This window comes from Streptomyces sp. NPDC001157 (assembly GCF_053598255.1).
The window spans coordinates 88500-108996 of record NZ_JBSFJW010000007.1; the positions used below are offsets into that span (position 1 = coordinate 88500).

General features: G+C 70.8%; 22 protein-coding genes and 1 tRNA gene. 12 read left to right on the top strand and 11 right to left on the bottom strand.

All coding sequences use genetic code 11. The annotated features are described in order from the left end of the window. Positions 1-158: 158 nt before the first annotated feature. From ACWDAG_RS15190 to ACWDAG_RS15205, 4 genes are all read right to left on the bottom strand, one after another. Positions 159-1325 carry a lipid-transfer protein gene (locus ACWDAG_RS15190; protein WP_450696056.1) on the bottom strand — a complete coding sequence of 389 codons (1167 nt, stop codon included), beginning with the start codon at positions 1323-1325 and terminating at the stop codon, positions 159-161. Beyond that, the gene (locus ACWDAG_RS15195; RefSeq protein ID WP_450696057.1) at positions 1322-1738 is read right to left on the bottom strand and encodes a MaoC family dehydratase; all 417 of its coding nucleotides are present in this window, start codon (positions 1736-1738) and stop codon (positions 1322-1324) included. The genes ACWDAG_RS15190 and ACWDAG_RS15195 overlap by 4 nt, the downstream gene beginning before the upstream one ends. Continuing rightward, positions 1735-2679, bottom strand: a complete 945-nt coding sequence (locus tag ACWDAG_RS15200; protein WP_450696058.1) for a bifunctional MaoC family dehydratase N-terminal/OB-fold nucleic acid binding domain-containing protein — start codon at positions 2677-2679, stop codon at positions 1735-1737. Before ACWDAG_RS15200 ends, ACWDAG_RS15195 begins: the two co-directional genes overlap by 4 nt. 204 nt (positions 2680-2883) lie before the next feature. Next, complete coding sequence (locus tag ACWDAG_RS15205; RefSeq protein WP_450696059.1) at positions 2884-3195, bottom strand: hypothetical protein; 312 nt, start codon at positions 3193-3195, stop codon at positions 2884-2886. Positions 3196-3526: 331 nt separating this feature from the next. On the opposite strand from ACWDAG_RS15205, the gene ACWDAG_RS15210 reads away from it, so the two are divergent. Both ACWDAG_RS15210 and ACWDAG_RS15215 read left to right on the top strand, forming a co-directional pair. After that, positions 3527-4396, top strand: coding sequence for a bifunctional DNA primase/polymerase (locus tag ACWDAG_RS15210; protein ID WP_450696060.1), 870 nt, complete (start codon positions 3527-3529; stop codon positions 4394-4396). Positions 4397-4466: 70 nt separating this feature from the next. Then, positions 4467-4934: a hypothetical protein gene (locus ACWDAG_RS15215; protein WP_450696061.1), complete on the top strand. Its 468-nt coding sequence runs from the start codon at positions 4467-4469 to the stop codon at positions 4932-4934. A gap of 14 nt (positions 4935-4948) precedes the next feature. Here ACWDAG_RS15215 and ACWDAG_RS15220 read toward each other — a convergent pair whose 3' ends face one another. The 4 genes from ACWDAG_RS15220 to ACWDAG_RS15235 all read right to left on the bottom strand — a co-directional run bounded on the left by ACWDAG_RS15220 (position 4949) and on the right by ACWDAG_RS15235 (position 7092). Next, complete coding sequence (locus ACWDAG_RS15220) at positions 4949-5137, bottom strand: hypothetical protein (protein ID WP_450696062.1); 189 nt, start codon at positions 5135-5137, stop codon at positions 4949-4951. A 2-nt stretch (positions 5138-5139) separates the two neighbouring features. Next, positions 5140-5421, bottom strand: coding sequence for a hypothetical protein (locus ACWDAG_RS15225; RefSeq protein WP_450696063.1), 282 nt, complete (start codon positions 5419-5421; stop codon positions 5140-5142). 57 nt (positions 5422-5478) lie between these two features. Further along, a tRNA-Ser gene (locus ACWDAG_RS15230) sits at positions 5479-5565 on the bottom strand. 99 nt (positions 5566-5664) lie between these two features. Then, complete coding sequence (locus tag ACWDAG_RS15235) at positions 5665-7092, bottom strand: S1C family serine protease (RefSeq protein WP_450696064.1); 1428 nt, start codon at positions 7090-7092, stop codon at positions 5665-5667. Positions 7093-7349: 257 nt separating this feature from the next. Between ACWDAG_RS15235 and ACWDAG_RS15240 the strand changes: the two genes are divergently transcribed. From ACWDAG_RS15240 to ACWDAG_RS15250, 3 genes are all read left to right on the top strand, one after another. Continuing rightward, complete coding sequence (locus tag ACWDAG_RS15240; RefSeq protein WP_450696065.1) at positions 7350-8177, top strand: glycerophosphodiester phosphodiesterase; 828 nt, start codon at positions 7350-7352, stop codon at positions 8175-8177. A 282-nt stretch (positions 8178-8459) separates the two neighbouring features. Then, positions 8460-9017: an ATP-binding protein gene (locus ACWDAG_RS15245; RefSeq protein WP_450696066.1), complete on the top strand. Its 558-nt coding sequence runs from the start codon at positions 8460-8462 to the stop codon at positions 9015-9017. A 91-nt stretch (positions 9018-9108) separates the two neighbouring features. Continuing rightward, positions 9109-10074: a DUF5926 family protein gene (locus ACWDAG_RS15250; protein ID WP_450696067.1), complete on the top strand. Its 966-nt coding sequence runs from the start codon at positions 9109-9111 to the stop codon at positions 10072-10074. A gap of 245 nt (positions 10075-10319) precedes the next feature. Here ACWDAG_RS15250 and ACWDAG_RS15255 read toward each other — a convergent pair whose 3' ends face one another. Beyond that, positions 10320-10910, bottom strand: a complete 591-nt coding sequence (locus ACWDAG_RS15255; protein WP_450696068.1) for a hypothetical protein — start codon at positions 10908-10910, stop codon at positions 10320-10322. Positions 10911-10965: 55 nt separating this feature from the next. Next, positions 10966-11631 carry a bifunctional DNA primase/polymerase gene (locus ACWDAG_RS15260; protein ID WP_123966169.1) on the bottom strand — a complete coding sequence of 222 codons (666 nt, stop codon included), beginning with the start codon at positions 11629-11631 and terminating at the stop codon, positions 10966-10968. 494 nt (positions 11632-12125) lie between these two features. Here ACWDAG_RS15260 and ACWDAG_RS15265 point away from each other — a divergent pair, with 494 nt between their 5' ends. The 3 genes from ACWDAG_RS15265 (at position 12126) to pdxR (ending at position 16643) form a co-directional block, all read left to right on the top strand. Beyond that, complete coding sequence (locus ACWDAG_RS15265; protein ID WP_450696323.1) at positions 12126-13637, top strand: PP2C family protein-serine/threonine phosphatase; 1512 nt, start codon at positions 12126-12128, stop codon at positions 13635-13637. A gap of 91 nt (positions 13638-13728) precedes the next feature. Beyond that, positions 13729-15195, top strand: a complete 1467-nt coding sequence (locus ACWDAG_RS15270; protein WP_450696069.1) for an aminopeptidase P family protein — start codon at positions 13729-13731, stop codon at positions 15193-15195. Positions 15196-15275: 80 nt separating this feature from the next. After that, positions 15276-16643, top strand: coding sequence for a MocR-like pyridoxine biosynthesis transcription factor PdxR (gene pdxR / locus ACWDAG_RS15275; RefSeq protein ID WP_450696070.1), 1368 nt, complete (start codon positions 15276-15278; stop codon positions 16641-16643). 286 nt (positions 16644-16929) lie between these two features. Here the strand turns inward: pdxR and ACWDAG_RS15280 are convergent, their stop codons facing one another. Next, positions 16930-17376 carry an ATP-binding protein gene (locus ACWDAG_RS15280; RefSeq protein ID WP_450696071.1) on the bottom strand — a complete coding sequence of 149 codons (447 nt, stop codon included), beginning with the start codon at positions 17374-17376 and terminating at the stop codon, positions 16930-16932. Positions 17377-17599: 223 nt separating this feature from the next. On the opposite strand from ACWDAG_RS15280, the gene ACWDAG_RS15285 reads away from it, so the two are divergent. From ACWDAG_RS15285 to ACWDAG_RS15300, 4 genes are all read left to right on the top strand, one after another. Next, positions 17600-18433, top strand: coding sequence for a hypothetical protein (locus tag ACWDAG_RS15285; protein ID WP_450696072.1), 834 nt, complete (start codon positions 17600-17602; stop codon positions 18431-18433). Positions 18434-18578: 145 nt separating this feature from the next. Next, complete coding sequence (locus tag ACWDAG_RS15290) at positions 18579-19316, top strand: YcnI family copper-binding membrane protein (RefSeq protein WP_450696073.1); 738 nt, start codon at positions 18579-18581, stop codon at positions 19314-19316. Positions 19317-19397: 81 nt separating this feature from the next. Then, complete coding sequence (locus ACWDAG_RS15295) at positions 19398-20051, top strand: SCO family protein (protein ID WP_450696074.1); 654 nt, start codon at positions 19398-19400, stop codon at positions 20049-20051. After that, positions 20048-20497 (top strand): copper chaperone PCu(A)C, encoded by a 450-nt coding sequence (locus tag ACWDAG_RS15300; protein ID WP_450696075.1) that lies wholly within the window; start codon positions 20048-20050, stop codon positions 20495-20497. The genes ACWDAG_RS15295 and ACWDAG_RS15300 overlap by 4 nt, the downstream gene beginning before the upstream one ends.

Genomic DNA, 20497 nt, shown 5'->3' on the forward strand with positions numbered 1-20497 from the left:
TCGGCCGCAGGTCCCGAAGCCGAGTCCGCCTCAGGTTGTAGGGGTGGAGGTAGCTGCACCTCCTGTAGGTGGAGGAGCAGCCCCGGAGTACTGCGGGATGACCCCTGGGGGGGCGCCCGGCCACCCTGGCCCCCACCCTGGCTCCCGGACCCCGCCGCTCAGCCGTCCGCGGTCAGGACCAGGCCGGATGTGGGCACGCCGGTGCCTGCGGTGACCAGGACCCGTCCCGCTCCCGGTATTCGGTTCACGGCCGTCCCGCGCAGCTGTCGCACCCCCTCCGCCATCCCGTTCATCCCGTGGAGGTAGGCCTCCCCCAGCTGCCCTCCGTGCGTATTGATCGGCAACGACTCCCCGGCCACGAAGTCCGCCGCCTCCCCTTTCCCGCAGAACGCGAACTCCTCCAGCTGCATCAGCACGAACGGTGTGAAGTGGTCGTACAGGATCGCCACGTCCATGTCGGCCGGCGTCAGCCCGGAGGTGCGCCACAGCTGCCGGGCGACCACGCCCATCTCCGGCAGGCCCGTCAGGTCGTCGCGGTAGAAGCTCGTCATCTGCTCCTGCGCACGGCCCGCGCCCTGGGCGGCCGCCGCTATGACGGCGGGCGGATGGGGAAGATCGCGGGCCCGCTCCACCGAGGTGACGACGATCGCCTGGCCGCCGTCGGTCTCCTGGCAGCAGTCCAGGAGCCTGAGCGGCTCGACGATCCAGCGCGAGGCCGCGTGATCGGCGAGGGTGATCGGGCGGCCGTGGAAGTACGCGGCCGGGTTCGTCGCCGCGTACTTCCGGTCGACGACCGCCACCTGCCCGAACGCCTCGGGGGTCAGCCCGTATGTGTGCAGATACCGCTGCGCGGTCATCGCCACCCAGGACGCCGGGGTCAGCAGCCCGAACGGCAGCGACCAGCCGAGTGCCGCGCCCTCCGCCGACGGCTCCCGGTGCTGCACCCCGGAGCCGAAGCGGCGGCCCGACCTCTCGTTGAACGCGCGGTAGCAGACCACGACCTCCGCGATCCCCGTCGCCACCGCGAGCGCCGCCTGCTGGACGGTCGCACAAGCGGCGCCGCCGCCGTAGTGGACGCGGGAGAAGAAGGACAGTTCGCCGATCCCGCAGGCCTGGGCCACGGTGATCTCCGGGCTGGTGTCCATCGTGAAGGTGACCAGCCCGTCCACGTCCCCCGGTGTCAGCCCGGCGTCGTCCAGCGCGGCCCGCACCGCCTCCACGGCCAGCCGCAGCTCGCTGCGCCCCGAGTCCTTGGAGAACTCCGTGGCGCCGATGCCGACGATCGCGGCCCGCCCGCCGAGGCCGTCCCGGCTGCGGACGCTCATCCGGCACCCCCCGGGCCTTCCGCGGGGACGGTGACCGTCACCGTGCCCGTGACATGGCTGCCGATGCCGTTCGCCCCCACCACCCGGACCGTCGCCGTGTCGCCGTCGGCCTGCTCCACGACTGTCTCCACCGTGCCCGTCAACACCATTGTGTCGCCCGGGTAGTTGGGCGCTCCCAGCCGTATGGCCACTTTGCGCAGCACGGCCGTCGGGCCGAAGTGGTCGGTGATGTAGCGGCCGATCAGGCCGTTCGTCGTCAGGATGTTCATGAAGATGTCCGGGGAGCCCTTCTGCCGGGCCAGCTCGGCGTCGTGGTGCACGTCCTGGTAGTCGCGGGAGGCGATGGCGCCGGCCACGATCAGGGTGCGGGTGATCGGGATCTCCAGCGGCGGCAGCTTCTCACCGGCCCTCATACGGCCTCCCCCTCCCGGGCACGGAACACCGGCAGTACCAACTCCTCGTCGTACACCTGGAATTCGAGCCGCACGGGCATTCCGATGCGCACTTTGTCGTAGGGCACTCCCACCACGTCGCTGATCATCCTTACGCCCTCGGCGAGTTCGATGAGGGCGACCGCGTAGGGAGGGGAGAAGGCCGGGAAGGGCGGGTGGTGCATGACGACGTACGAGTACACCGTGCCCTCGCCGCTTGCCTCGACCGTGTCCCAGTCGGGGCCGCCGCACTTGTTGCAGCCCGGCAGCCAGGGGAAGCGCAGGGTCGCGCAGTCCGTGCAGCGCTGGATGAGCAGCCGGTGGCGCTCGACTCCTTCCCAGAAGCCGGCGTTGTCACGGTTGACGACGGGTCGCGGGCGCCGGGCGGGCTGCTCCGGCTTCCGTCGGCGTGCGGGGGCGTACTTGAGGATGCGGAAGCGGTGCGTGCCCACGAGGGCGTGGCCCGCCCGGACGTCCGTCCGCGTGGTGACGAAGTACCCCGCGCCCAGCTTCGTCGTCTTCCGCTCGGACACCGACTCGATCACCGTGTCGAAGGTGATCTCGTCCCCGGGGTGCAGGGGTCGCACGTACTCCTGCTCGCAGTCGGTCGCCACGACCGAGGTGCAGCCCGCCTCGTCCAGCAGGGTGAGCAGCTCGTCGTAGTCCCCCGTGCGTCCCTCGTGGCCGGAGAGGCCGCCCATGGTCCACGCCTGGAGCATGGTGGGAGGAGCTATGGCGTCGGGGCCCGCATAAGCCGGGTTGGTGTCTCCCATCGCCTCGCACCAGTGCCTGATCATGGGCGCGTTGACGGGATCCCTGCCTCTGCCGGAAACGGCGGCGCGCCGCCCCTCGTAGGCCTTCAGCCGCGCCCCCAGCTCGTCCTCGCTCAACGTCGCCCCCTCGCCGTGTCCTGCATCGCCCATCGCACTGACACTTCTGGTACACCGCAGCCGCCGAGCGGGTTCCCGCGTTCCCGGCCGGAGTTTCTGACTGTCCGTCAGATAAAGTCCACTGTCAAGGTCGGCGGCCCCGACGCGAAAACGCCTGCGCGGCGGCACCGAAGTACCGCCGCGCAGACGCCCTTGCACCCCTGAGCACACCTGACCTTTCGAGTCAGGCGAGCCGGCTCACCACAGTTCGCTGAAGTTGATGGCCACGTTCTTGTTCCCCTGGTTGACGGCCGTGAACGCGGAGCCCTTGACCTGGGCGGTGTTGCTCTGGTTCGAGGCACCGGAGCCGACCGCGTTCTGCTGTGTGGTCGAGGAGTTGCCGTTGTTGTCGAGCCCGACACCGCTGCCGACGGCGCTGACGACACCCGCGTTCGATCCGTTGTCCGCGATGGCGCCGTTGTCCGCCGCCGCGACGCCGGCGAACAGTGCGGCTGCCAGCGGAAGGGCGGAGACGGCGGCGATGACGCGGGCGGTACGGATGCTTGCCATGTTGTTCCTCCAGAACACCAACGTGAAGTACGGCTGGTACCAAGGCAGTTGGCCGACCGCCCCGGCGCTGTGCACGACGTCGCAAGATCAGAGTTGCCCACCGAATCCCCGGCGAACCACACCGGAACGCACGATTCCTTCTCAAGTGCTACGACATGTCGATAAACCCCTATCGCGACTTCTAACACCCAGGCCGGGGTGGTCCGGGCGTCTCCACCCCAAGTGCCGCAAGGGGTGCAGCAGGCCGACATTTTTCCGTGCAACCTCCACACCCGGGCGCGTCGAGCACGACCCCCTTCCCTTTTTCGAACGCGTGTACGAACATAGAGCCATGGCCACCACCGACCGGCAGGCCACGACGCTGGCCCTCGCACACGCCCTGTCAGCCGCCGAGCGCGGACTGGCCGTCATTCCCCTGTCCCGGACGAAACTCCCGGCCCTGCGCTCCCCCCACCACGACGACCCCGCCCCCCAGCCCTGCCACGGCGAGTGCGGCCGCCTCGGACACGGGGTGTACGACGCCTCGACCGACCCGGCCCGCATCCGCGAACTGTTCGCCGCGGCCCCGTGGGCGACCGGCTACGGCATCGCCTGCGGGCTTCCGCCCCACCATCTGATCGGCGTCGACCTCGACACGAAATCCGGTACGGACTCCTCGGCAGCTCTGCGCGAACTGGCCCTGCGCCACCTCTTCACCATCCCCGAGACGGTCGTCGTCCTCACGCCCAGCGGCGGCCGCCACCTCTGGCTGACCGGCCCTCCCGACGCCGCCGTCCCCAACTCCGCCGGCCGCCTCGCCCCCGGCATCGACATCCGCGGCGCCGGCGGCTACCTCGTCGGCCCCGGCTCCCGCACCGACCACGGCGTCTACACGGCAGCGCCCGGCACAGCCCATCTCGCGCCCGCCGCCTGCCCGCCGGCCCTCCTGCGTCTGCTGCTCCCGCCGCCGCGCCCGGTCCACCCCTCGACGCACCCGTCGGCCGGCGACCACGGCCAGGGTCTCGTCCAGTTCGTCCTGGCCGCGCACGAGGGACAGCGCAACACCCGCCTGTTCTGGGCCGCCTGCCGCGCCTACGAGAACGGCATCGGGCCCGCCCTGGTCGCCCCCTTACTGGACGCGGCTCTCAACACCGGTCTGTCGGAAAGGGAAGCACGGGCGACGATCGCGTCGGCGGCACGGATGTCGGGGCACCGGCCTTGAGGCCAGGCGAGACATGAGCACTGGAGCACTTGAGCACCTGAGTACGTGAGCACCTGAGCAGAGGACGTCCATGCACGACCGCCCGAGAGCGCGGACCATGTCGCTGGCCCGCGTGGTCCTCTCCTCCGGCCGCTCGGTCGACCTCGCCGAGCTGCGGCTGTCGTCGACGTACGGAGGAATGCCGCAGGACTGCCCGGGGTACCCCTGCAAGCCGCTCAACGACATGGTGATCAAGAGCCTGCTCAGCACCGCGGCACACACGTCCCCCGCCACCCCGGTCCACCTCGTCCCGCCCCCGCGCGAACACCCGGACCAGTACGCGGGCGCCTTCGGCCCCGTCGAGGTCCTGCCGTCCGTCGCCTGCGTCGGCTCTTTCCGCTCCTCGGCACTGGACCCGGCCCACGACCCGGTCCTGTACCACTCGGCCCTTACGGTCATCTGGTTCCAGCCGACCGCTCGGGTGCCGTGCGGCTGCGATGCGGAGGGTTCGTTGCGGAGGGTGGACTGGGAGGGGCTGGCGCAGGACTGCGCGCTCTAGCCGGCCGGTCCGGCTCACGCCCTTTCGATCCGCCAGGCAATCATCCCTGTGGAGCCCCGGCCGCCGTTGATGTCGAGGTGTTGCTCGCGCTTCGCCGTGAAGCGTTCCAGGACCGTCGTCTCGTCGCAGGAGAGCGGCTTCCTCGCCGCCGCGCCTGACGGTGCGAACTCGATGACGGCGGTTCCGGTGCCGGCACAGACCACGGTCAGGCGGTATGCGGTGCCCGCGGCAAGGCCCGATCTGTGTGCAGTCCGCCCGACACACGTTCCAGACCGGAGGCCACCATCGAGCCGGTCGCAGTGGCTTGCAGGGCCGACCGGGCCTCGGCACCGAACTTCTTCTCCTGCTGCGCCGCGGTCGTGGTGGTCCGGCTCGGGGAGGCCGAGTTCGCGTGGCCCGGCTCGGCGCCGGGACCTGACGTGCACGCGGCAAGGAAGAACGTCGGCAGGAGGCCCCCTGCTCTGATGCGGAAGCGTGTTGTTGCCATGTGAAACAAGAGAGCCTTGGTGCCGGAATCGTTCCGGCACCAAGGCTCGACAACCCGCGGTGGGTGTGGGATTTGAACCCACGGTGACATCGCTGCCACGACGGTTTTCAAGACCGTTCCCTTAGGCCGCTCGGGCAACCCACCCCGCTGCCGCTGCCGCCCACCAGGGGCGGAGCGGGTACAGCGTACCGGCCCCGCAGGTGTCGTGCGGGCCGTGGTCCGCACCGGGTCCGATGTGTGAGGTCAGCTGTCGCCCTGCCGCGCGCCCAGGGTGAGCTGGACCGTGTGGGACTTGCCGTCGCGTTCATAGGTGATCGTGACCTGGTCGCCGGGCTTGTGCGTCCAGATCTCACCGATCAGGGTGGGGCCGGAGTCGATGACGTGGTCGTCGAGCTTGGTGATCACGTCGCCGGGCTTGAGGCCCGCCTTGTCGGCGGGGCCGCCCGACTCGACCGCGGAGGAGCCGCCTGCGCCCTGCTCGGTGATCTTCGCGCCGCTCGAGGAGTCCTCCAGGGAGACGGACGCGCCGATCTTCGCGTAGACCGGCTTGCCGGTCTTGATCAGCTGCTGGGCGACGTACTTGGCCTGGTTGATCGGGATGGCGAAGCCCAGGCCGATCGAGCCGGACTGGCTGGAGCCGCCGAGGCCGCCGCTGCCGGTGGACTGGATCGCGGAGTTGATGCCTATGACGTTGCCCGCCGCATCGAGCAGCGGGCCACCGGAGTTGCCCGGGTTTATCGAGGCGTCCGTCTGCAGGGCGCTCATGTACGACGCACTGCTGCTGCCGGAGCCGTCGCTGGAGGCCACCGGGCGGTTCTTCGCGCTGATGATGCCCGTCGTGACCGTGTTGGACAGACCGAAGGGGGCGCCGATGGCGATCGTCGAGTCGCCCACGGCCACCTTGTCGGAGTCGCCGAGGGGCAGGGGCTTGAGGTCCGACGGGGCGTTCTTGAGCTTGATCACCGCCACGTCGTACCCCTGAGCGTGGCCGACGACCTCGGCGTCGTACTTCTTGCCGCTCGGGAAGGTCGCCGTCAGCTTGCCGCCGTCGACCGCCTCCGCGACGACGTGGTTGTTGGTGACGATGTGGCCCTGGGTGTCGAAGACGAAGCCCGTGCCGGTGCCGCCTTCGCCGCTGGTGGACTCGGCCTCGATGGTGACCGTGCTCGGCAGCGCCCTGGCGGCCACGCCCGCGACCGTGCCCGCATCCCGCTTGACGGCGCCGCCGCTGGTGGAGGCGGAGACCGTCGTGGAGCCGGTGTTGTCGTCGTGGTTCTTGGCCAGCGTGTAGCCGAGACCGCCGCCCAGGCCGCCGGCGACCAGCGCGGCCACCAGTATCGCGGCCACGAGACCGCCGCGGCCGGACTTCGGTGCGGGCTGCTGCTGGTACGAGGAGCCCCAGCCGGAGCCCGCGCCGCCGGCGCCGCCGTCGGAGTAGGAGGGCATGGCCGGGGGCGGCCAGGAGGCGTCCGGGGCCGAGCCCGCGGGCGCGGGCTGCTGCTCCTGTGTGTGCTCCTGCGCGCCGGGGGCGCCCGGAGGCACGGGCGGAAGCGGGGCCGTCCGGTCGCTCCCCTCGGGGGCGGCGGGTGCCGAAGGAGTGGGAGCGTCCACCGGCACGGGAGGTGCGGACGGGGCCGGGGGTACCGCAGTGCCCTCGTTCTCGGTGCTCACAGCTTCTCTCCTCGGTCCACGGCTGTTGTTCTCGGTCGCACTCGGTCACGCTCGTTCACGTTGGTCGACGGCCCGGCGCGATGCAGCTGTGCATGTTCTTTTGTATGCCGTCAGCTTTTCCCATGAGCCGTCAGGGCACCATAAGCGGTGCCTGTGGGTCCGGGGCCTTTCCTTATATAGGCCATGACAGGCAAAAGGGGCGCAATCTATGCTCCCCCGATCGCACGACTACCCCCCTGCGGTGGCACCATGACGCGGTGACCCACGCACGCCGGCACCGGATTCAAGTCGTCGCCCACCGCGGAGCCTCCGAAGAGGCCCCCGAGCACACCCTCGCCGCATACAAGAAGGCGATCGAGGACGGTGCGGACGCCCTCGAGTGTGATGTACGCCTGACGGCGGACGGCCATCTCGTCTGCGTCCACGACCGTCGCGTCAACCGTACGTCCAACGGCCGCGGCGCGGTCTCGGCGCTGGAGCTCGCGGAGCTCGCCGCCCTGGACTTCGGCTCGCGCAAGACGCGGGAGCTGTGGCGCACGCGCGACGAGGAGCCCGACTGGGAGTTCCGGCCCGAGGACCGGGAGGACACCTCCGTACTGACCCTGGAGCGGCTGCTGGAGCTGGTCGCGGACGCGGGGCGGCGGGTGGAGCTCGCGATCGAGACCAAGCACCCGACGCGGTGGGCGGGGCAGGTGGAGGAGCGGCTGCTGGTGCTGCTGAAACGGTTCGGGCTGGACGCCCCGGCGTCGGCCGACGAGTCGCCGGTGCGCGTGATGAGCTTCTCGGCGCGTTCGCTGCATCGCGTGCGTGCCGCCTCGCCGACCCTGCCGACGGTCTATCTGCTGCAGTTCGTCTCGCCCCGGCTGCGCGACGGACGGCTGCCGGCGGGTGTCCGGATCGCGGGCCCCTCGATCCGGATCGTGCGCAACCACCCCGCGTACATCGAGCGCCTGAAGGCGGCCGGCCACCAGGTGCACGTCTGGACGGTGAACGAGCCCGAGGACGTGGATCTCTGTGTCGAACTGGGCATCGACGCCATCATCACCAACCGGCCACGTGCGGTTCTGCGCCAGCTCGGCCGCTGAGCGACGCTCCTCACCCTTCGTCACCACGGTGCGTCACTACTCTTCGTCACCGTTCGTCACCGGTAAAGACCTGTGAAGGACTCTTGACCCACCCGCCACTCGGGCACCATCCTCCAGACTCGGCCACAGTCGAAATCCGGCCACACGGCTACAGGGAGTGCCCCGGCGCATTCGCTCCGTATTCGATCGTTGCGAATGCGTCACTGAACGTGGATTGGCCGGTTTCCGGTACAGGCCAATGGGGCATCCACACCGTGGCGTGGGGCAAAGGAGGTCTCGGGGGTGGCGTTGGTGGTGGCACAGGAGGTGCCCACGTCGTCGAGCATGGCCGTACCCCATGGCCCTGCGGGCGTGGGGGAGGCACGACACCGGATGCGCGAGCAGTTGCGCTCGGGCGGTGTGTCGGACGCCGTGATCGACGATGCCGTACTCATTCTGTCCGAACTCTTGAGCAACGCGTGCAAGCACGGCCGACCCCTGGGCGACGCCCTGGCCGGGGACGGCGACGTCCGGGCCGCATGGCGGGTGGATCTGAGCGGTCGGCTCACAGTGGAGGTGACGGACGGCGGCGGGCCCACCCGCCCGGCTCCGGCCACACCCTCGGTCACCGCACACGGCGGCCGTGGGCTGAACATCATCACCGCGCTGGCCGACGACTGGGGCGTACGGGACGACGCCCGCGGCGAGGTCACCGTATGGGTCGTCGTGCACGGGGACGTCCACGACCCGGACGCCGGGCTCCGACGCGACGACTTCGCTACGCGCGTCACCGCACCGACGGTGTCGAGGATCCCGGCGATGCCGGGCCACTTCGCGGACGCGTTCGACGACCTGGACTGAACACCTGGCTGTCCACAGGTCCCCGTGGCTCACGGCGTGAACGGCTAGGCTCCCGCCGTACCAGACGAGCCGTAACCGGGAGACACCCACGATGGCCAAGAAGCGACCCCAGACGAAGGCCAAGCGCCCGCAGATCACGGACGGGGAGGTCCCGGTCGTAGGCGCCCGCGAGCCCTGCCCGTGTGGCAGCGGCCGCCGCTACAAGGCCTGTCACGGACGGGCCGCCGCACACGCCGTGACCGAGCTGGTGCACCGTCCCTTCGAGGGACTTCCGGGTGAGTGCGACTGGGTGGCGCTGCGTGAGCTGGTGCCGGCGGCCACGGTGGAGCTGCCCCTGAAGGGCGGCCTGCCCGAGGGCGTCCCGTCCGTCACGCTGGCGACGGTGCTGCCGATGGCCTGGCCGGCCCTGCGCCGCGACGACGGCTCGGTGCTGCTGGGTCTGCAGAACGACACGGCGTCCGGCGACATCAGCCGCGACCTCGCCGACACCCTCCAGCGCGCGCTGACCGCGGCGCCCGGCACACCGGTCGAGGGCCGGCGCGCTCCGGCCGACGGTCCGCGGCTGCAGGATCTGCTCGACCCCGAAGGCGTGTTCGAGCCAGTTGTGCACAGCGGTTTCGAGTTCTGGGTCCCGGACTCCGAGAACGCCACGCCGGAGGTGGCCGCCTCCCTGGAGCGGGCCAACGCCGCGGCCATCCCGACCGCGAAGCTCACCGGTGTGGACGCCGCGTACTGGTGCGAGACCCCGGACAAGAACCACCTGCGCTGGGTCATGCCGCACCCGGAGGAGCAGCTTCTGGACGCCCTCGCGCGGCTGCACGCGGCGGGCCGGTCGAACCTCGGTGAAGGCACCCGCCTCGTGGGTTCCTTCCGCGCTCACGGGCTCACCGTCCCGGTCTGGGACCTGCCGAGCGGGGTCGGCGCGGACGACATCGAGAAGCCGGCGGCCGAGTTCGCCGAGCGCCTCGCGGCGGCTCTCGCCTCGGACGCACCGCTGACGGCCGACGAGCGCCGCGCACGCGGCGGCCTCACCAACCGGCAGGTCACGCTCAGTTGACGAAGAGCGACGAGATCGGGTTCGACTGACCGACCAGCCAGCCGAACCCGATCTTCCGGAATCGGTGACTCCGCTCACAAGTCCCGTTGGGAACAAGCAAATACGTGACTGGAAAGCCCGGATCGAATTTGCGAACCGCGGATCTCTTGTTACCGTTCCAGTAGCCCGGTTGCTGGTGCATCCCCCGTCGCCAGCAACCGGGTCTTTTTCATGCGCGCGATTCCTTTACGGAATGCGGTCGCCCGTCAACTGCCGGTGTTTTTCCCGGAGTTGCTCCCGGAGCGCAGCAGCAGCGGACCGCGCCCGGCCTGTCCCGCGAACTCCGCGACCGCCGTGTAGGCGTCCAGCGCGCCCCGGGTGTGCTGCCGGGGTGTCTCGCACATCCCCGGCTCGTCCTCGGCGCCCACGGCGCAGCTCAGCTGCACGGTGCGGCCACCGGGCCCCATGAGACTCAGTGCGGAGTCCAGGGCCTTGCCGGTCACATTGCGGTAGTAGGTGCGCGCCCAGGTGTCCTCGCCCTGCGTGAGCACACAGGTCTGTGCCTCGACGCCTTCGGGGGAGGTGAGTTCGGGGCCACAGCGGACGGCTGTGTCCAGACCGAGATCGAGCAGGGGAGAAGGGGCGGGGGCGGCGGAGGGCGCCTTGGCATCCTGGGGACGCGAGGAGGCACGTACAGACGAGCGCGCGGGGGCACGCACGACGGTGTGCCCCTCGTCGCCAGCCGGTCCCGCGGAGGCCACGGCGAGCGGCAGCACGACTGCGCACACCACTACGCCCGCCATGGCGAGCAGACGGATTCGGGGGTCTGGGGGGTGTCCCCCAGGATCATGCAGCATGTGCGGAAGATAACGAGCACGCGCGCGCGTGCCGTCCCGCGCGCGCCGGACACCCCTACAACTCGGGCGCGCTCACACCCGTACGAGTGAGGGCCTCGACGGCGGCGTCCACCACGGCCTCGACATCGGGGACCCAGGGGGAGGCGGAGCCGGGCAGGGGCGCACGCTCCCAGCGGATCTCGCCCTCGCCGGTCTCGGACGGGGGCAGGGCGACATAGCCGCCCTCGCCGTGGAAGCGGAGGGAGCCGGGGACGAAGTCCTTGGCGTAGAGGAGCTCGCCCAACTGCTCCATGGTGTACGGCTTCACGAGGATCGCCCAGCGGCTCGGCGAGGCGACGACCGGGCCGAGGCGCATGCCCATGCGGTCGAGTGCGGTGAGGGCGTGCGAGGCGGCGAGGGCCGGCATGCTCACCGCGCAGGGGGCCTTGCCGCCGGTGGCCAGGATGACGGGCGCGGCCGGGCGGTTGCTCCACCACCAGCGCACCATGCGGGCATCGGTGGTGGCCGCGAGGAGGCCGGGGTCGAAGGGATGCGCGCCGGGCACCGTGCACTCCGCGTCGGGGCAGCCGCAGCGGGAACGCGCCTGCGGGTCCGCCGCCACACCCGGGAGTACGGGCCACTGCCATTCCGTCGCGAAGGTCAGGGCCGCGCTGATCAACTCAGGCCTTCCGTCGCTGCGCTTGGACAGGAGCCTGCGTCGCCTTCCGAGGATCTCGCGCATGAGCGCTCGTTCCTTTCCGTTGCACCGCTGGCAACACCGTGGGCCACATCACACCATGTGTCGATCACTTCACTGTGCGTACCTGTTGGCGCATCACACCCCTGCCCCGGGCAAGGGGAACCCCTATGGGCCGAACGTTGACTGCATCCGCGGCAGCCTCGTCCATGCTGCGTCCATCAGAAGCATGGGCGTGGCGTGGGGGTGGCGAAGTCTGGCGTTTTGCCGTCCCGCGTATTTCTCTTCGCCTCCGCCACGGGAGGATGGGGCTCGGTCGTCGGTGGCTAAGACGCCCGGAGTCGGTCACCAGGTTCCGGGTGGCGGTCCACCACCCCTGGCCTTCTCCGAGTACGTACCCATCACGACCGCTGTGACGCTCCGTCGAGCAAGCCCAGTCGACCGCAATACCCCGTTACCCGAGTCAGTTTTAAGCCAAATTTGCTTTTAGGCAAGGGGATCACTCGGTGCCCATGGACACCAGGAATCCCGGCAGGACAATGCTGGACATCCCCTTACGAGTGCGTGTACATGTGGAGACACTGCTAGCGGCGCAGAATGACATGGGGGTTTGCGATGCTTTTGAGCAATACGCACCGGTCGGGAAGCCGGACGCCATGAACGCCCCGCACCCTTCGAAAGTGGCCGGAATCGATTCAACGGTTCCGTCGCCCGCACACACTGTCGCGCCCGCGCCCGCAGCCTCGGGTACCTCTCCGGTCCCTCCGCCCAACCCCCCGGGGGCGCTGCTCACCGACCGGTTGGCCGGCTGGGTCTCGGACCTCACGACCCTCCATGAACTCACCGAACGCCTGAACCGCACGGACTCACTCGCGGACGCCCTGACGGAACTGCTGCGCGCCGGAGCCGCCCTCGTCGGCGCCCGGCGCGGTCTTGTCGTACTGGAACCGGTCGACGGCCTCGGGCCGGACACCACGATCGGTCTCGGCCTCGCCCGCGCCGACCTCGGGCACATCGAGACGGTGCCGCGCAGTGCCATGTCGTACGGCCGCATCCTCGAGGGACTGCCGGGCGGGGACGGCGAGATCGCCCAGCCGGACCTCTTCGCCGAGGACGGGCTCGACCCCCGGCATCGCGAGGTGGCCGCCCGTCTCGGCTATGCCGCCTGCTATGCGCTTCCCCTGGCCGGTGAGCGGTCGGGCCGTCTCGGCGCCGCCGTGTGGCTCTACGACGAGCCCGCCGAACCGCTCGAACGGCAGCGCCATCTCGTCGGCCTCTACGCCCGTTACGCCGGCGAGCACCTGGCCCGGCTGGTGGAGGTGGAACGCACGCGCGCGTGCATGACGACGATGGCCGAGGAACTGCTGCCGTCCCGGCTCCCCCGGGTGGCCGGCGTCCAGCTCGCCGCCCGCCACCGCACCGGCCCGCGCGGCGGCGGCGACTGGTTCGACGCGCTGCCGCTGCCCGACGCCGCGCTGGGTCTCGCGGTGGGCTCGGTCACCGGTTCCGGGCCGAGCGCGGTCGCCGCGATGGGGCGGCTGCGGGCGTCCCTGCGCGCGTACGCCGTGATGGAGGGCGAGGACCCGGTGGCGGTCCTGTCCGACCTGGAGCTGCTGCTGCGCCTCACCGAGCCCGCCCGCTCCGCCACCGCCCTGTTCGCCTACTGCGAGCCCTCCCTGCGCAAGATCACGCTGGCCGGTGCCGGGCACTGTCCGCCGCTGCTGGTCGGTGAGCGGCGCACCGAGTTCGTGGAGACGTCCGTGTCCGCGCCGCTCGGCATGCTCGCCTGCTGGGAGGCGCCGAGCATGGAGTTCCAGGCGGAGCGCGGCGAGACGGTGCTGCTCTACACCGACGGTCTGCTGCACCGCACCGGCGACGCCACCGACCGTGCCTTCGCGCGCCTGCACGCGGCGGCGGCCGGTGTGCCCAGGGCGCTCAGGCACGACCCGGACGCGATCGCCGACCATGTGCTGCGGACGGTGCTGCCGGACGGGCTGGACGCGGCGGAGAGTGATGAGGACGTGGTGCTGCTGGCGGCTCGCTTCGAGTAGCCGTCCGTAACGTCCGTAACAGGTCTTCCTGCCCTGGGCCCCCTTCCGTACGACCGTACGATGGAGGGGGTCCAGTGCCGTATCGAGGAGGATGACCGTGGCAGACGAGCTCACGCCGGCGACCCCGGAAGCTGAGTCCGAAGAGCCGATCAAGCAGCGGAAGAACGGCCTGTACCCGGGCGTGTCCGACGAGCTGGCCGAGAGCATGAAGTCCGGCTGGGCCGACACGGAGCTGCATGACCTGGAGCCGATCGCCCAGGCCGCGGAGACCGCCGCGCGGCGCGCCGCGCTGTCGGCGCGTTTCCCGGGCGAGCGTCTGGTCATCCCGGCGGGCAACCTGAAGACCCGTTCGAACGACACGGAGTACGCCTTCCGGGCGTCCGTCGAGTACGCGTACCTCACCGGCAACCAGACCGAGGACGGCGTCCTGGTGCTGGAGCCGACCGCGGACGGCCACCAGGAGACGATCTACCTCCTGCCGCGCTCCGACCGGGAGAACGGCGAGTTCTGGCTCTCCGGCCAGGGCGAGCTGTGGGTCGGCCGCCGGCACTCGCTCACCGAGGCGGCGAAGCTGTACGGCATCCCCGCCTCCGACGTGCGTGAACTGGCCGACGCGCTGCGTGAGGCCACCGGACCGGTCCGGGTCGTGCGCGGGTACGACGCCGGGATCGAGGCCGCGCTGACCGACAAGGTCACCGCCGAGCGCGACGAGGAGCTGCGGGTCTTCCTCTCCGAGGCGCGGCTGGTCAAGGACGAGTTCGAGATCGGCGAGCTGCAGAAGGCCGTCGACTCGACGGTCCGCGGCTTCGAGGACGTCGTACGCGTTCTGGACAAGGCCGAGGCGACCTCCGAGCGCTACATCGAGGGCACGTTCTTCCTCCGCGCGCGCGTGGAGGGCAACGACGTCGGCTACGGCACCATCGCCGCCGCCGGGCCGCACGCCTGCACGCTGCACTGGGTTCGCAACGACGGGCCGGTGCGCTCGGGCGACCTGCTGCTCCTGGACGCCGGCGTCGAGACGCACACGTACTACACGGCCGACGTCACGCGCACCCTCCCGATCAACGGGCACTTCACCGAGATCCAGAAGAAGATCTACGACGCCGTGTACGACGCCCAGGAGGCCGGTATCGCGGCGGTGAAGCCGGGCGGCAAGTACCGCGACTTCCACGACGCCGCGCAGCGCGTGCTCACCGAGCGGCTCGTCGAGTGGGGGCTCGTGGAGGGGCCCGTGGAGCGGGTGCTGGAGCTCGGGCTGCAGCGGCGGTGGACGCTGCACGGCACCGGGCACATGCTCGGCATGGACGTGCACGACTGTGCTGCCGCGCGCGTGGAGTCGTACGTCGACGGGACGCTGGAGCCCGGGATGGTGCTCACGGTCGAGCCGGGGCTGTACTTCCAGGCCGACGACCTGACGGTGCCGGAGGAGTACCGGGGGATCGGGGTGCGGATCGAGGACGACATCCTGGTGACGGCGGACGGCAACCGGAACCTGTCGGACGGGCTGCCGCGCCGGTCCGACGAGGTCGAGGCCTGGATGGCCTCGCTCAAGAGCTGATACGAGACGGATGGCCGGGTACCAGTGGGGTGCCCGGCCATTGACGTGCCTGGATTCACCAACCTGGGGGGAGCGTCGTCGTGGACGACTTCTGGTCCGGTGTCGGAGTCGACCTGCATCTTGAGCCCGATTCCGGCGACGGGCGGCGGGTCGGGCTCGAGCGGGCTCTTCGGGACGCCGTGCGGGACGGACGGCTGGCGCCCGGGACGCGGCTGCCCGCCACCCGGCGGCTCGCCACCGAACTCGGCGTCTCGCGGGGGACCGCGAAGGCCGCCTACGACCAGCTGGTCGCCGAGGGGTATCTGACGGCCCGGCAGGGGTCCGGTACCCAGGTGGCCTCGTTGCCCTCCCTGGACGCGGATGCGCCGGAGGCGGCCGCACGCGCGCGTACCCCGCGTTTTGATCTGCGGCCCGGCAGTCCGGACGTCGGGGCGTTCCCGGCGGCGGCCTGGCTGCGGGCGCTGCGGCGGGCCATCGCGACGGCGCCGCTGCTGGCGTACGACTACGGGGATCCGCGCGGCCGTATCGAGCTGCGGACCGCGCTGTCGGGGTATCTCGGGCGGGCCCGGGGGGTCATCGCGCCGCCCGAGCGGATCGTGATCACCTCCGGGTATGTGCAGGGCCTGGCGCTGCTCACGCGCGTGCTGGACGGTGCCGAGATCGCCATGGAGGACCCGGGGCTGCCGTTCCACCGCGAGGTGGTCCGGCGCAACGGGGGACGCGTGGTGCCGGTGCGGGTCGACGAACGGGGCGTATGCGCACAGGAGTTGGAGGACCTCAAGGCCGTTGTCGTCACACCGGCCCATCAGTACCCGACCGGTGTGACGCTGCACCCCGAGCGGCGGCGGGCGCTCACGGACTGGGCACGCGCGCGTGGCGGGCTGATCGTCGAGGACGACTACGACGGGGAGTTCCGCTACGACCGGCAGCCCGTGGGTGCGCTCCAGGGGATGGCGCCGGGGCGGGTCGTCTACCTCGGTACGGCCTCCAAGACGCTCGGGCCCGCGCTGCGGCTCGGCTGGATGGTGCTGCCGCCGCACCTGGTCGACGCGGTCGCCGACGCCAAGCTGCACAGCGACCACCACACCGAGTCCATCGGCCAGTTGGCGCTCGCCGAACTCATCGACAGCCACGCCTACGACCGGCACGTGCGCGCGTGCCGGCTCAGATACCGCAGACGCAGGGACCAGCTCCTGGACCGGCTCGGCGGAAAGCACGACGTGCGCGGGATCGCCGCCGGGCTGCACGCGCTCGTGGAGGTCGCCGACGAGGAAGCGGCACTGAAGCGGGCCGAGGCGGAAGGCCTGGCCGTCGGGCACCTGGGAGACCACTGGCACACGCCCGGCGAGGGGCGCCCGCAGGGGCTCGTCGTCGGGTACGGGACGCCTCGGGAGCGGGCGTATCCCGAGGCGCTGGAAGTCCTGGGCAAGGTGCTGGAGGGGGCCTGAGGGAGCCTCCGGGCCATCTGGGGCGTGCGCGCGTGCCGACGGGCAGCGAGTCCAGGAACAGCGCACCCCCAGGAGGCCCGCACTCCCCCGAGAGCTCCACGCGCGCGCGTGCAGATCGGCGTCGAGGGCGGACAGGGCTTCGCGGCCCGCCGCCGTACCGCCCGCCTCCAGGACTCCGCGGGCGCCCGCCTGCACATGCCGCAGGCCGGGCGACCCGCCGTGTACAGCAGTTCCCAGGGACGTGGGGCGCCGACAAGGACCAGCTGCGAATGCTGAGGGCCGCCCCTCACACCGCCATCAGCGGTGAGTCGTCCCGCCACTTGAGGATCTTGTCGAAGCTCACCACCGTGCCCGCACGCCCCGGCTTGTGGCCGATGTGGACGTGGTCGGCCAGCTCCCGGATCAGCCCGAGGCCCCGGCCGTGCTCGGCGTCGGTGCGGGCGGGGCGTGGGGTCGAGGAGAAGGCGAACCCCGGGCCGGAGTCGGTGACTTCGATACGGCACTTCTCGCCGTCGAGGTAGGCGGTGACCCGGTACGCCTCCGAGGGGGCTCCGTGGACCGTGCCCCCGCCGTGCTCGACGGCGTTCGCGCAGGCCTCGGTGAGGGCGACGGAGAGGTCGTAGGAGATGTCGGGGTCGACGCCCGCCGTCTCCATCGTGCCGAGCAGCAGGCGTCGGGCGAGCGGAACGCTCGCAGCTTCCCGCCGCAAGTGGAGTGACCACCAGATGCTCATGCTCCAGCCTCCAGGCCGCGGCTCGACATACCGTTTGTTATTGCCGCGCGCACCCGTGCGTAAGCACGGAGTTGACGTGATGCCGCCCATATGGGCGATGCGTCCGAAACGGAATCGGTGTATGTGCGGGCCGGTCGTAGCAGAAAGTGATCTTCCGGTCGGCAGGGAACCTTGTGGACCTGCCGCATGGCGGTCATGGGGCCAGTGCGATGATGAGCCCGCCATGACTGCCCCCCACCAGCGCACGGCGCGCTCCGGAAACGATCTCCGGATACTGCGGGCCGCGGTGTTCGCCGCGGTCTGCGTCGTGCTGGCCGCGGGCGGTCACACCCTCGCCTCCTGCGCCACGGTTCCGCTGTGGACGCTGGGCGCGGGGTTCCTGGGGGCCGTTCTAGTCGCGGCACCGCTCGCCGGGCGCGTGCGCTCGCTGACCGGGACCGCGGCCCTGCTCGCAGCCGGACAGACCGTGCTGCACACGCTGTTCGGGCTGGGGCAGCAGACGGTCTCCTCGGGCGCGATGTCGATGTCCTCCATGGCGCCGACGTCCGACGCCTCACTGGTGGAGCGGGCGGCGCGGCTCGTGTGCGGGACGGCGACCGCGGCGATCAGCCCCGCCCAGGCCCGCAAGCTTCTCGCCGACGCCCGGCTCTCCCCGGACACCGCCATGAGCATGGACATGAGCTCCATGCACCACCCGGCGGACGCCCTGTCCGGCACCGGTTCGCCGGCCTCGCTGCTGCCGTCCCTGCCGATGCTGCTCAGCCACGTCCTCGCGGCGATCGCCGCCGGCTGGCTGCTGCGCCGCGGTGACCTGGCGCTGCTGCGGCTCCTGGAACTCTCGGCCCACTCCATGGCCGACGGCGCATTCGTACGGTCCCTGCGCGCGGCGCTCGCGCTGGTGCGCGCCCTGCGTGCCGGGCTCCCGGCCGCACCCGAGGCGGGCCCGCGACCGCCGCGCACCGCGCTGCTCGCACCGCCGAAGCCCCGTACCACCGCACTCCAGCACACGGTGATCAGGCGCGGCCCGCCGGCCGCGGCCCTCGTCCTCGCCGCCTGACACGACGCGACCACCACTCCACAACCGTGGGGTCGGGGCCGCCGTCGTGCGGCACACGCGCGTGCCCGCCTTTCCGACATCCAGGCGCACGTGTCTCTCCGACCACCGGAACTCACTCGAAACCCGAAGTGGAGTGCATCCGTTCATGAAGGCTTCCCGTCTCGCCGCCACCGGCGCCCTCGCCGCCTGTGCCGTCGTCGTTCTGTCCGCGCCCGCGTTCGCTCACGTCACCGTGCAGCCCGAGGGCACGGCCGCCAAGGGCGGTTACGCGGTCGTCGACTTCAAGGTCCCCAACGAGCGCGACGACGCCTCGACCACCAAGCTCGAGGTGAGCTTCCCGACCGACCACCCGCTGGCCTCCGCCATGCCGGAGCCGATGGACGGCTGGAACATCAAGGTCACCAAGTCCAAGCTCGCCAAGCCGCTCGAGGTGCACGGCGAGAAGATCAGCGAGGCCGTCTCCAAGATCACCTGGACCGCCGACGGCAAGGGCATCGAACCCGGCTACTTCGAGAAGTTCCCGGTCTCCGTCGGCGCCCTGCCCGAGGACGCCGACGACCTGACCTTCAAGGCCCTCCAGACGTACTCCGACAACGAGGTCGTGCGCTGGATCGAGGTGCAGAAGGACGGCGCGGAGGAGCCCCAGAACCCGGCCCCCGTGCTCGCCCTGTCCGCCGCCTCCAAGGACGGCCACTCGCACGGCTCGACCGCCGAGGACGCCTCCGACGAGTCCAAGACCACCGCGAACACCGCCGCCGACGCCTCCGCCGCCTCCGACGACAGCGACACCACCGCGCGCGTGCTCGCTGTCGTGGGGATCGTCGTCGGCGCGCTGGGCGTGGCGTACGGCGTGCTCGCCGGACGTCGTCGCAGCGACGCCTGAGGCCCGTTCTTCCGTGTTGTGCACCGGGGGGTCGTACAGCCCCGGTGCACACCGGATCTCTCACATCTGGGACATTTTCGTATGCGCAAGAAGACGTTCGCCGCGGCCGCGCTGCTCGCCGCCGCCACCCTGACCCTCTCCGCCTGCGGCAGCGGTGACGACAGCAACTCGCCCGTCGCCGTGGTCTCCGAGGACACCTCGCACAAGGCCGCGACCGTTCTCGACCAGCCCTTCGAGAAGCCGGACCTGGTCCTCACCGACACGCACGGCAAGAAGTACGACTTCCGCAAGGAGACCGCCGGCCGGCCGACGCTGATCTACTTCGGCTACACCCACTGCCCCGACATCTGCCCGCTGACGATGAACAACCTCGCCGTCGCCAAGAAGCAGCTGCCCAAGGCCGAGCAGGACAAGCTGCGGGTCGTGTTCGTCACCACCGACCCCCAGCGTGACACCCCGGCCGAACTCGGCAAGTGGCTCAAGGGCATCGACCCCCAGTTCGTGGGTCTGAGCGGCGACTTCGCCACCATCCAGGCCGGCGCCCGCACCCTCGGCATCTCCATCGAGCCGACCCACAAGGACAAGAAGACGGGCAAGACGGTCTCGGTGCACGGCACCCAGGTCATCGCGTTCTCGCCGAAGACCGACGGCGGCTACGTCCTCTACGGCGAGGACACCACCGTCGACGACTACACCAAGGACCTCCCCAAGCTCATCAAGGGAGAGAACCCGTGAGGCACCTCGTCGCCCCCGCCGCGGTGATAGCGGGCGCCCTGGCCCTGGCGGGCTGCGGCGGCTCCGACGACGCGAAGGCCGAACTGTCCGTCAGCTCCTCCTACATGCCCCAGCCCGTCTCCGACATGGCCGCGGGCTTCCTCACCATCGCCAACAAGGGCGGCACCAAGGACGAGCTGACCTCCGTGACCAGCGACACCGCGGGCAGTGTCACCGTCCACGAGACCGTCGGGCAGTCCATGCAGGAGGTCAAGTCCCTGGATGTCCCCGCACACGGTCAACTCGTGTTCAAGAGCGGCGGCAACCACCTGATGTTCGAGAACCTGAAGCGCAAGCCGAAGCAGGGCGAGAAAGTGACCCTCGAACTGCACTTCGCCAAGTCCGGCCCGATCAAGGTTGAGATGCCGGTCAAGTCGGCCACGTACAACCCCGCGACCGGCCACTGA

Bases quoted from the DNA above. Each gene is read 5' to 3' on its own strand.
- ACWDAG_RS15250 (WP_450696067.1), top strand. From the start codon at position 9,109: ATGGCCAAGAAGCGACCCCAGACGAAGGCCAAGCGCCCGCAGATCACG.
- ACWDAG_RS15205 (WP_450696059.1), bottom strand. From the start codon at position 3,195: ATGGCAAGCATCCGTACCGCCCGCGTCATCGCCGCCGTCTCCGCCCTT.
- ACWDAG_RS15215 (WP_450696061.1), top strand. From the start codon at position 4,467: ATGCACGACCGCCCGAGAGCGCGGACCATGTCGCTGGCCCGCGTGGTC.
- ACWDAG_RS15255 (WP_450696068.1), bottom strand. From the start codon at position 10,910: ATGCTGCATGATCCTGGGGGACACCCCCCAGACCCCCGAATCCGTCTG.
- ACWDAG_RS15295 (WP_450696074.1), top strand. From the start codon at position 19,398: ATGCGCAAGAAGACGTTCGCCGCGGCCGCGCTGCTCGCCGCCGCCACC.
- ACWDAG_RS15290 (WP_450696073.1), top strand. From the start codon at position 18,579: ATGAAGGCTTCCCGTCTCGCCGCCACCGGCGCCCTCGCCGCCTGTGCC.
- ACWDAG_RS15210 (WP_450696060.1), top strand. From the start codon at position 3,527: ATGGCCACCACCGACCGGCAGGCCACGACGCTGGCCCTCGCACACGCC.
- ACWDAG_RS15280 (WP_450696071.1), bottom strand. From the start codon at position 17,376: ATGAGCATCTGGTGGTCACTCCACTTGCGGCGGGAAGCTGCGAGCGTT.
- ACWDAG_RS15260 (WP_123966169.1), bottom strand. From the start codon at position 11,631: ATGCGCGAGATCCTCGGAAGGCGACGCAGGCTCCTGTCCAAGCGCAGC.
- ACWDAG_RS15190 (WP_450696056.1), bottom strand. From the start codon at position 1,325: ATGAGCGTCCGCAGCCGGGACGGCCTCGGCGGGCGGGCCGCGATCGTC.
- ACWDAG_RS15270 (WP_450696069.1), top strand. From the start codon at position 13,729: ATGACCGTGGCAGACGAGCTCACGCCGGCGACCCCGGAAGCTGAGTCC.
- ACWDAG_RS15200 (WP_450696058.1), bottom strand. From the start codon at position 2,679: ATGGGCGATGCAGGACACGGCGAGGGGGCGACGTTGAGCGAGGACGAG.
- ACWDAG_RS15265 (WP_450696323.1), top strand. From the start codon at position 12,126: ATGCTGGACATCCCCTTACGAGTGCGTGTACATGTGGAGACACTGCTA.
- ACWDAG_RS15195 (WP_450696057.1), bottom strand. From the start codon at position 1,738: ATGAGGGCCGGTGAGAAGCTGCCGCCGCTGGAGATCCCGATCACCCGC.
- ACWDAG_RS15285 (WP_450696072.1), top strand. From the start codon at position 17,600: ATGACTGCCCCCCACCAGCGCACGGCGCGCTCCGGAAACGATCTCCGG.
- ACWDAG_RS15225 (WP_450696063.1), bottom strand. From the start codon at position 5,421: ATGGCAACAACACGCTTCCGCATCAGAGCAGGGGGCCTCCTGCCGACG.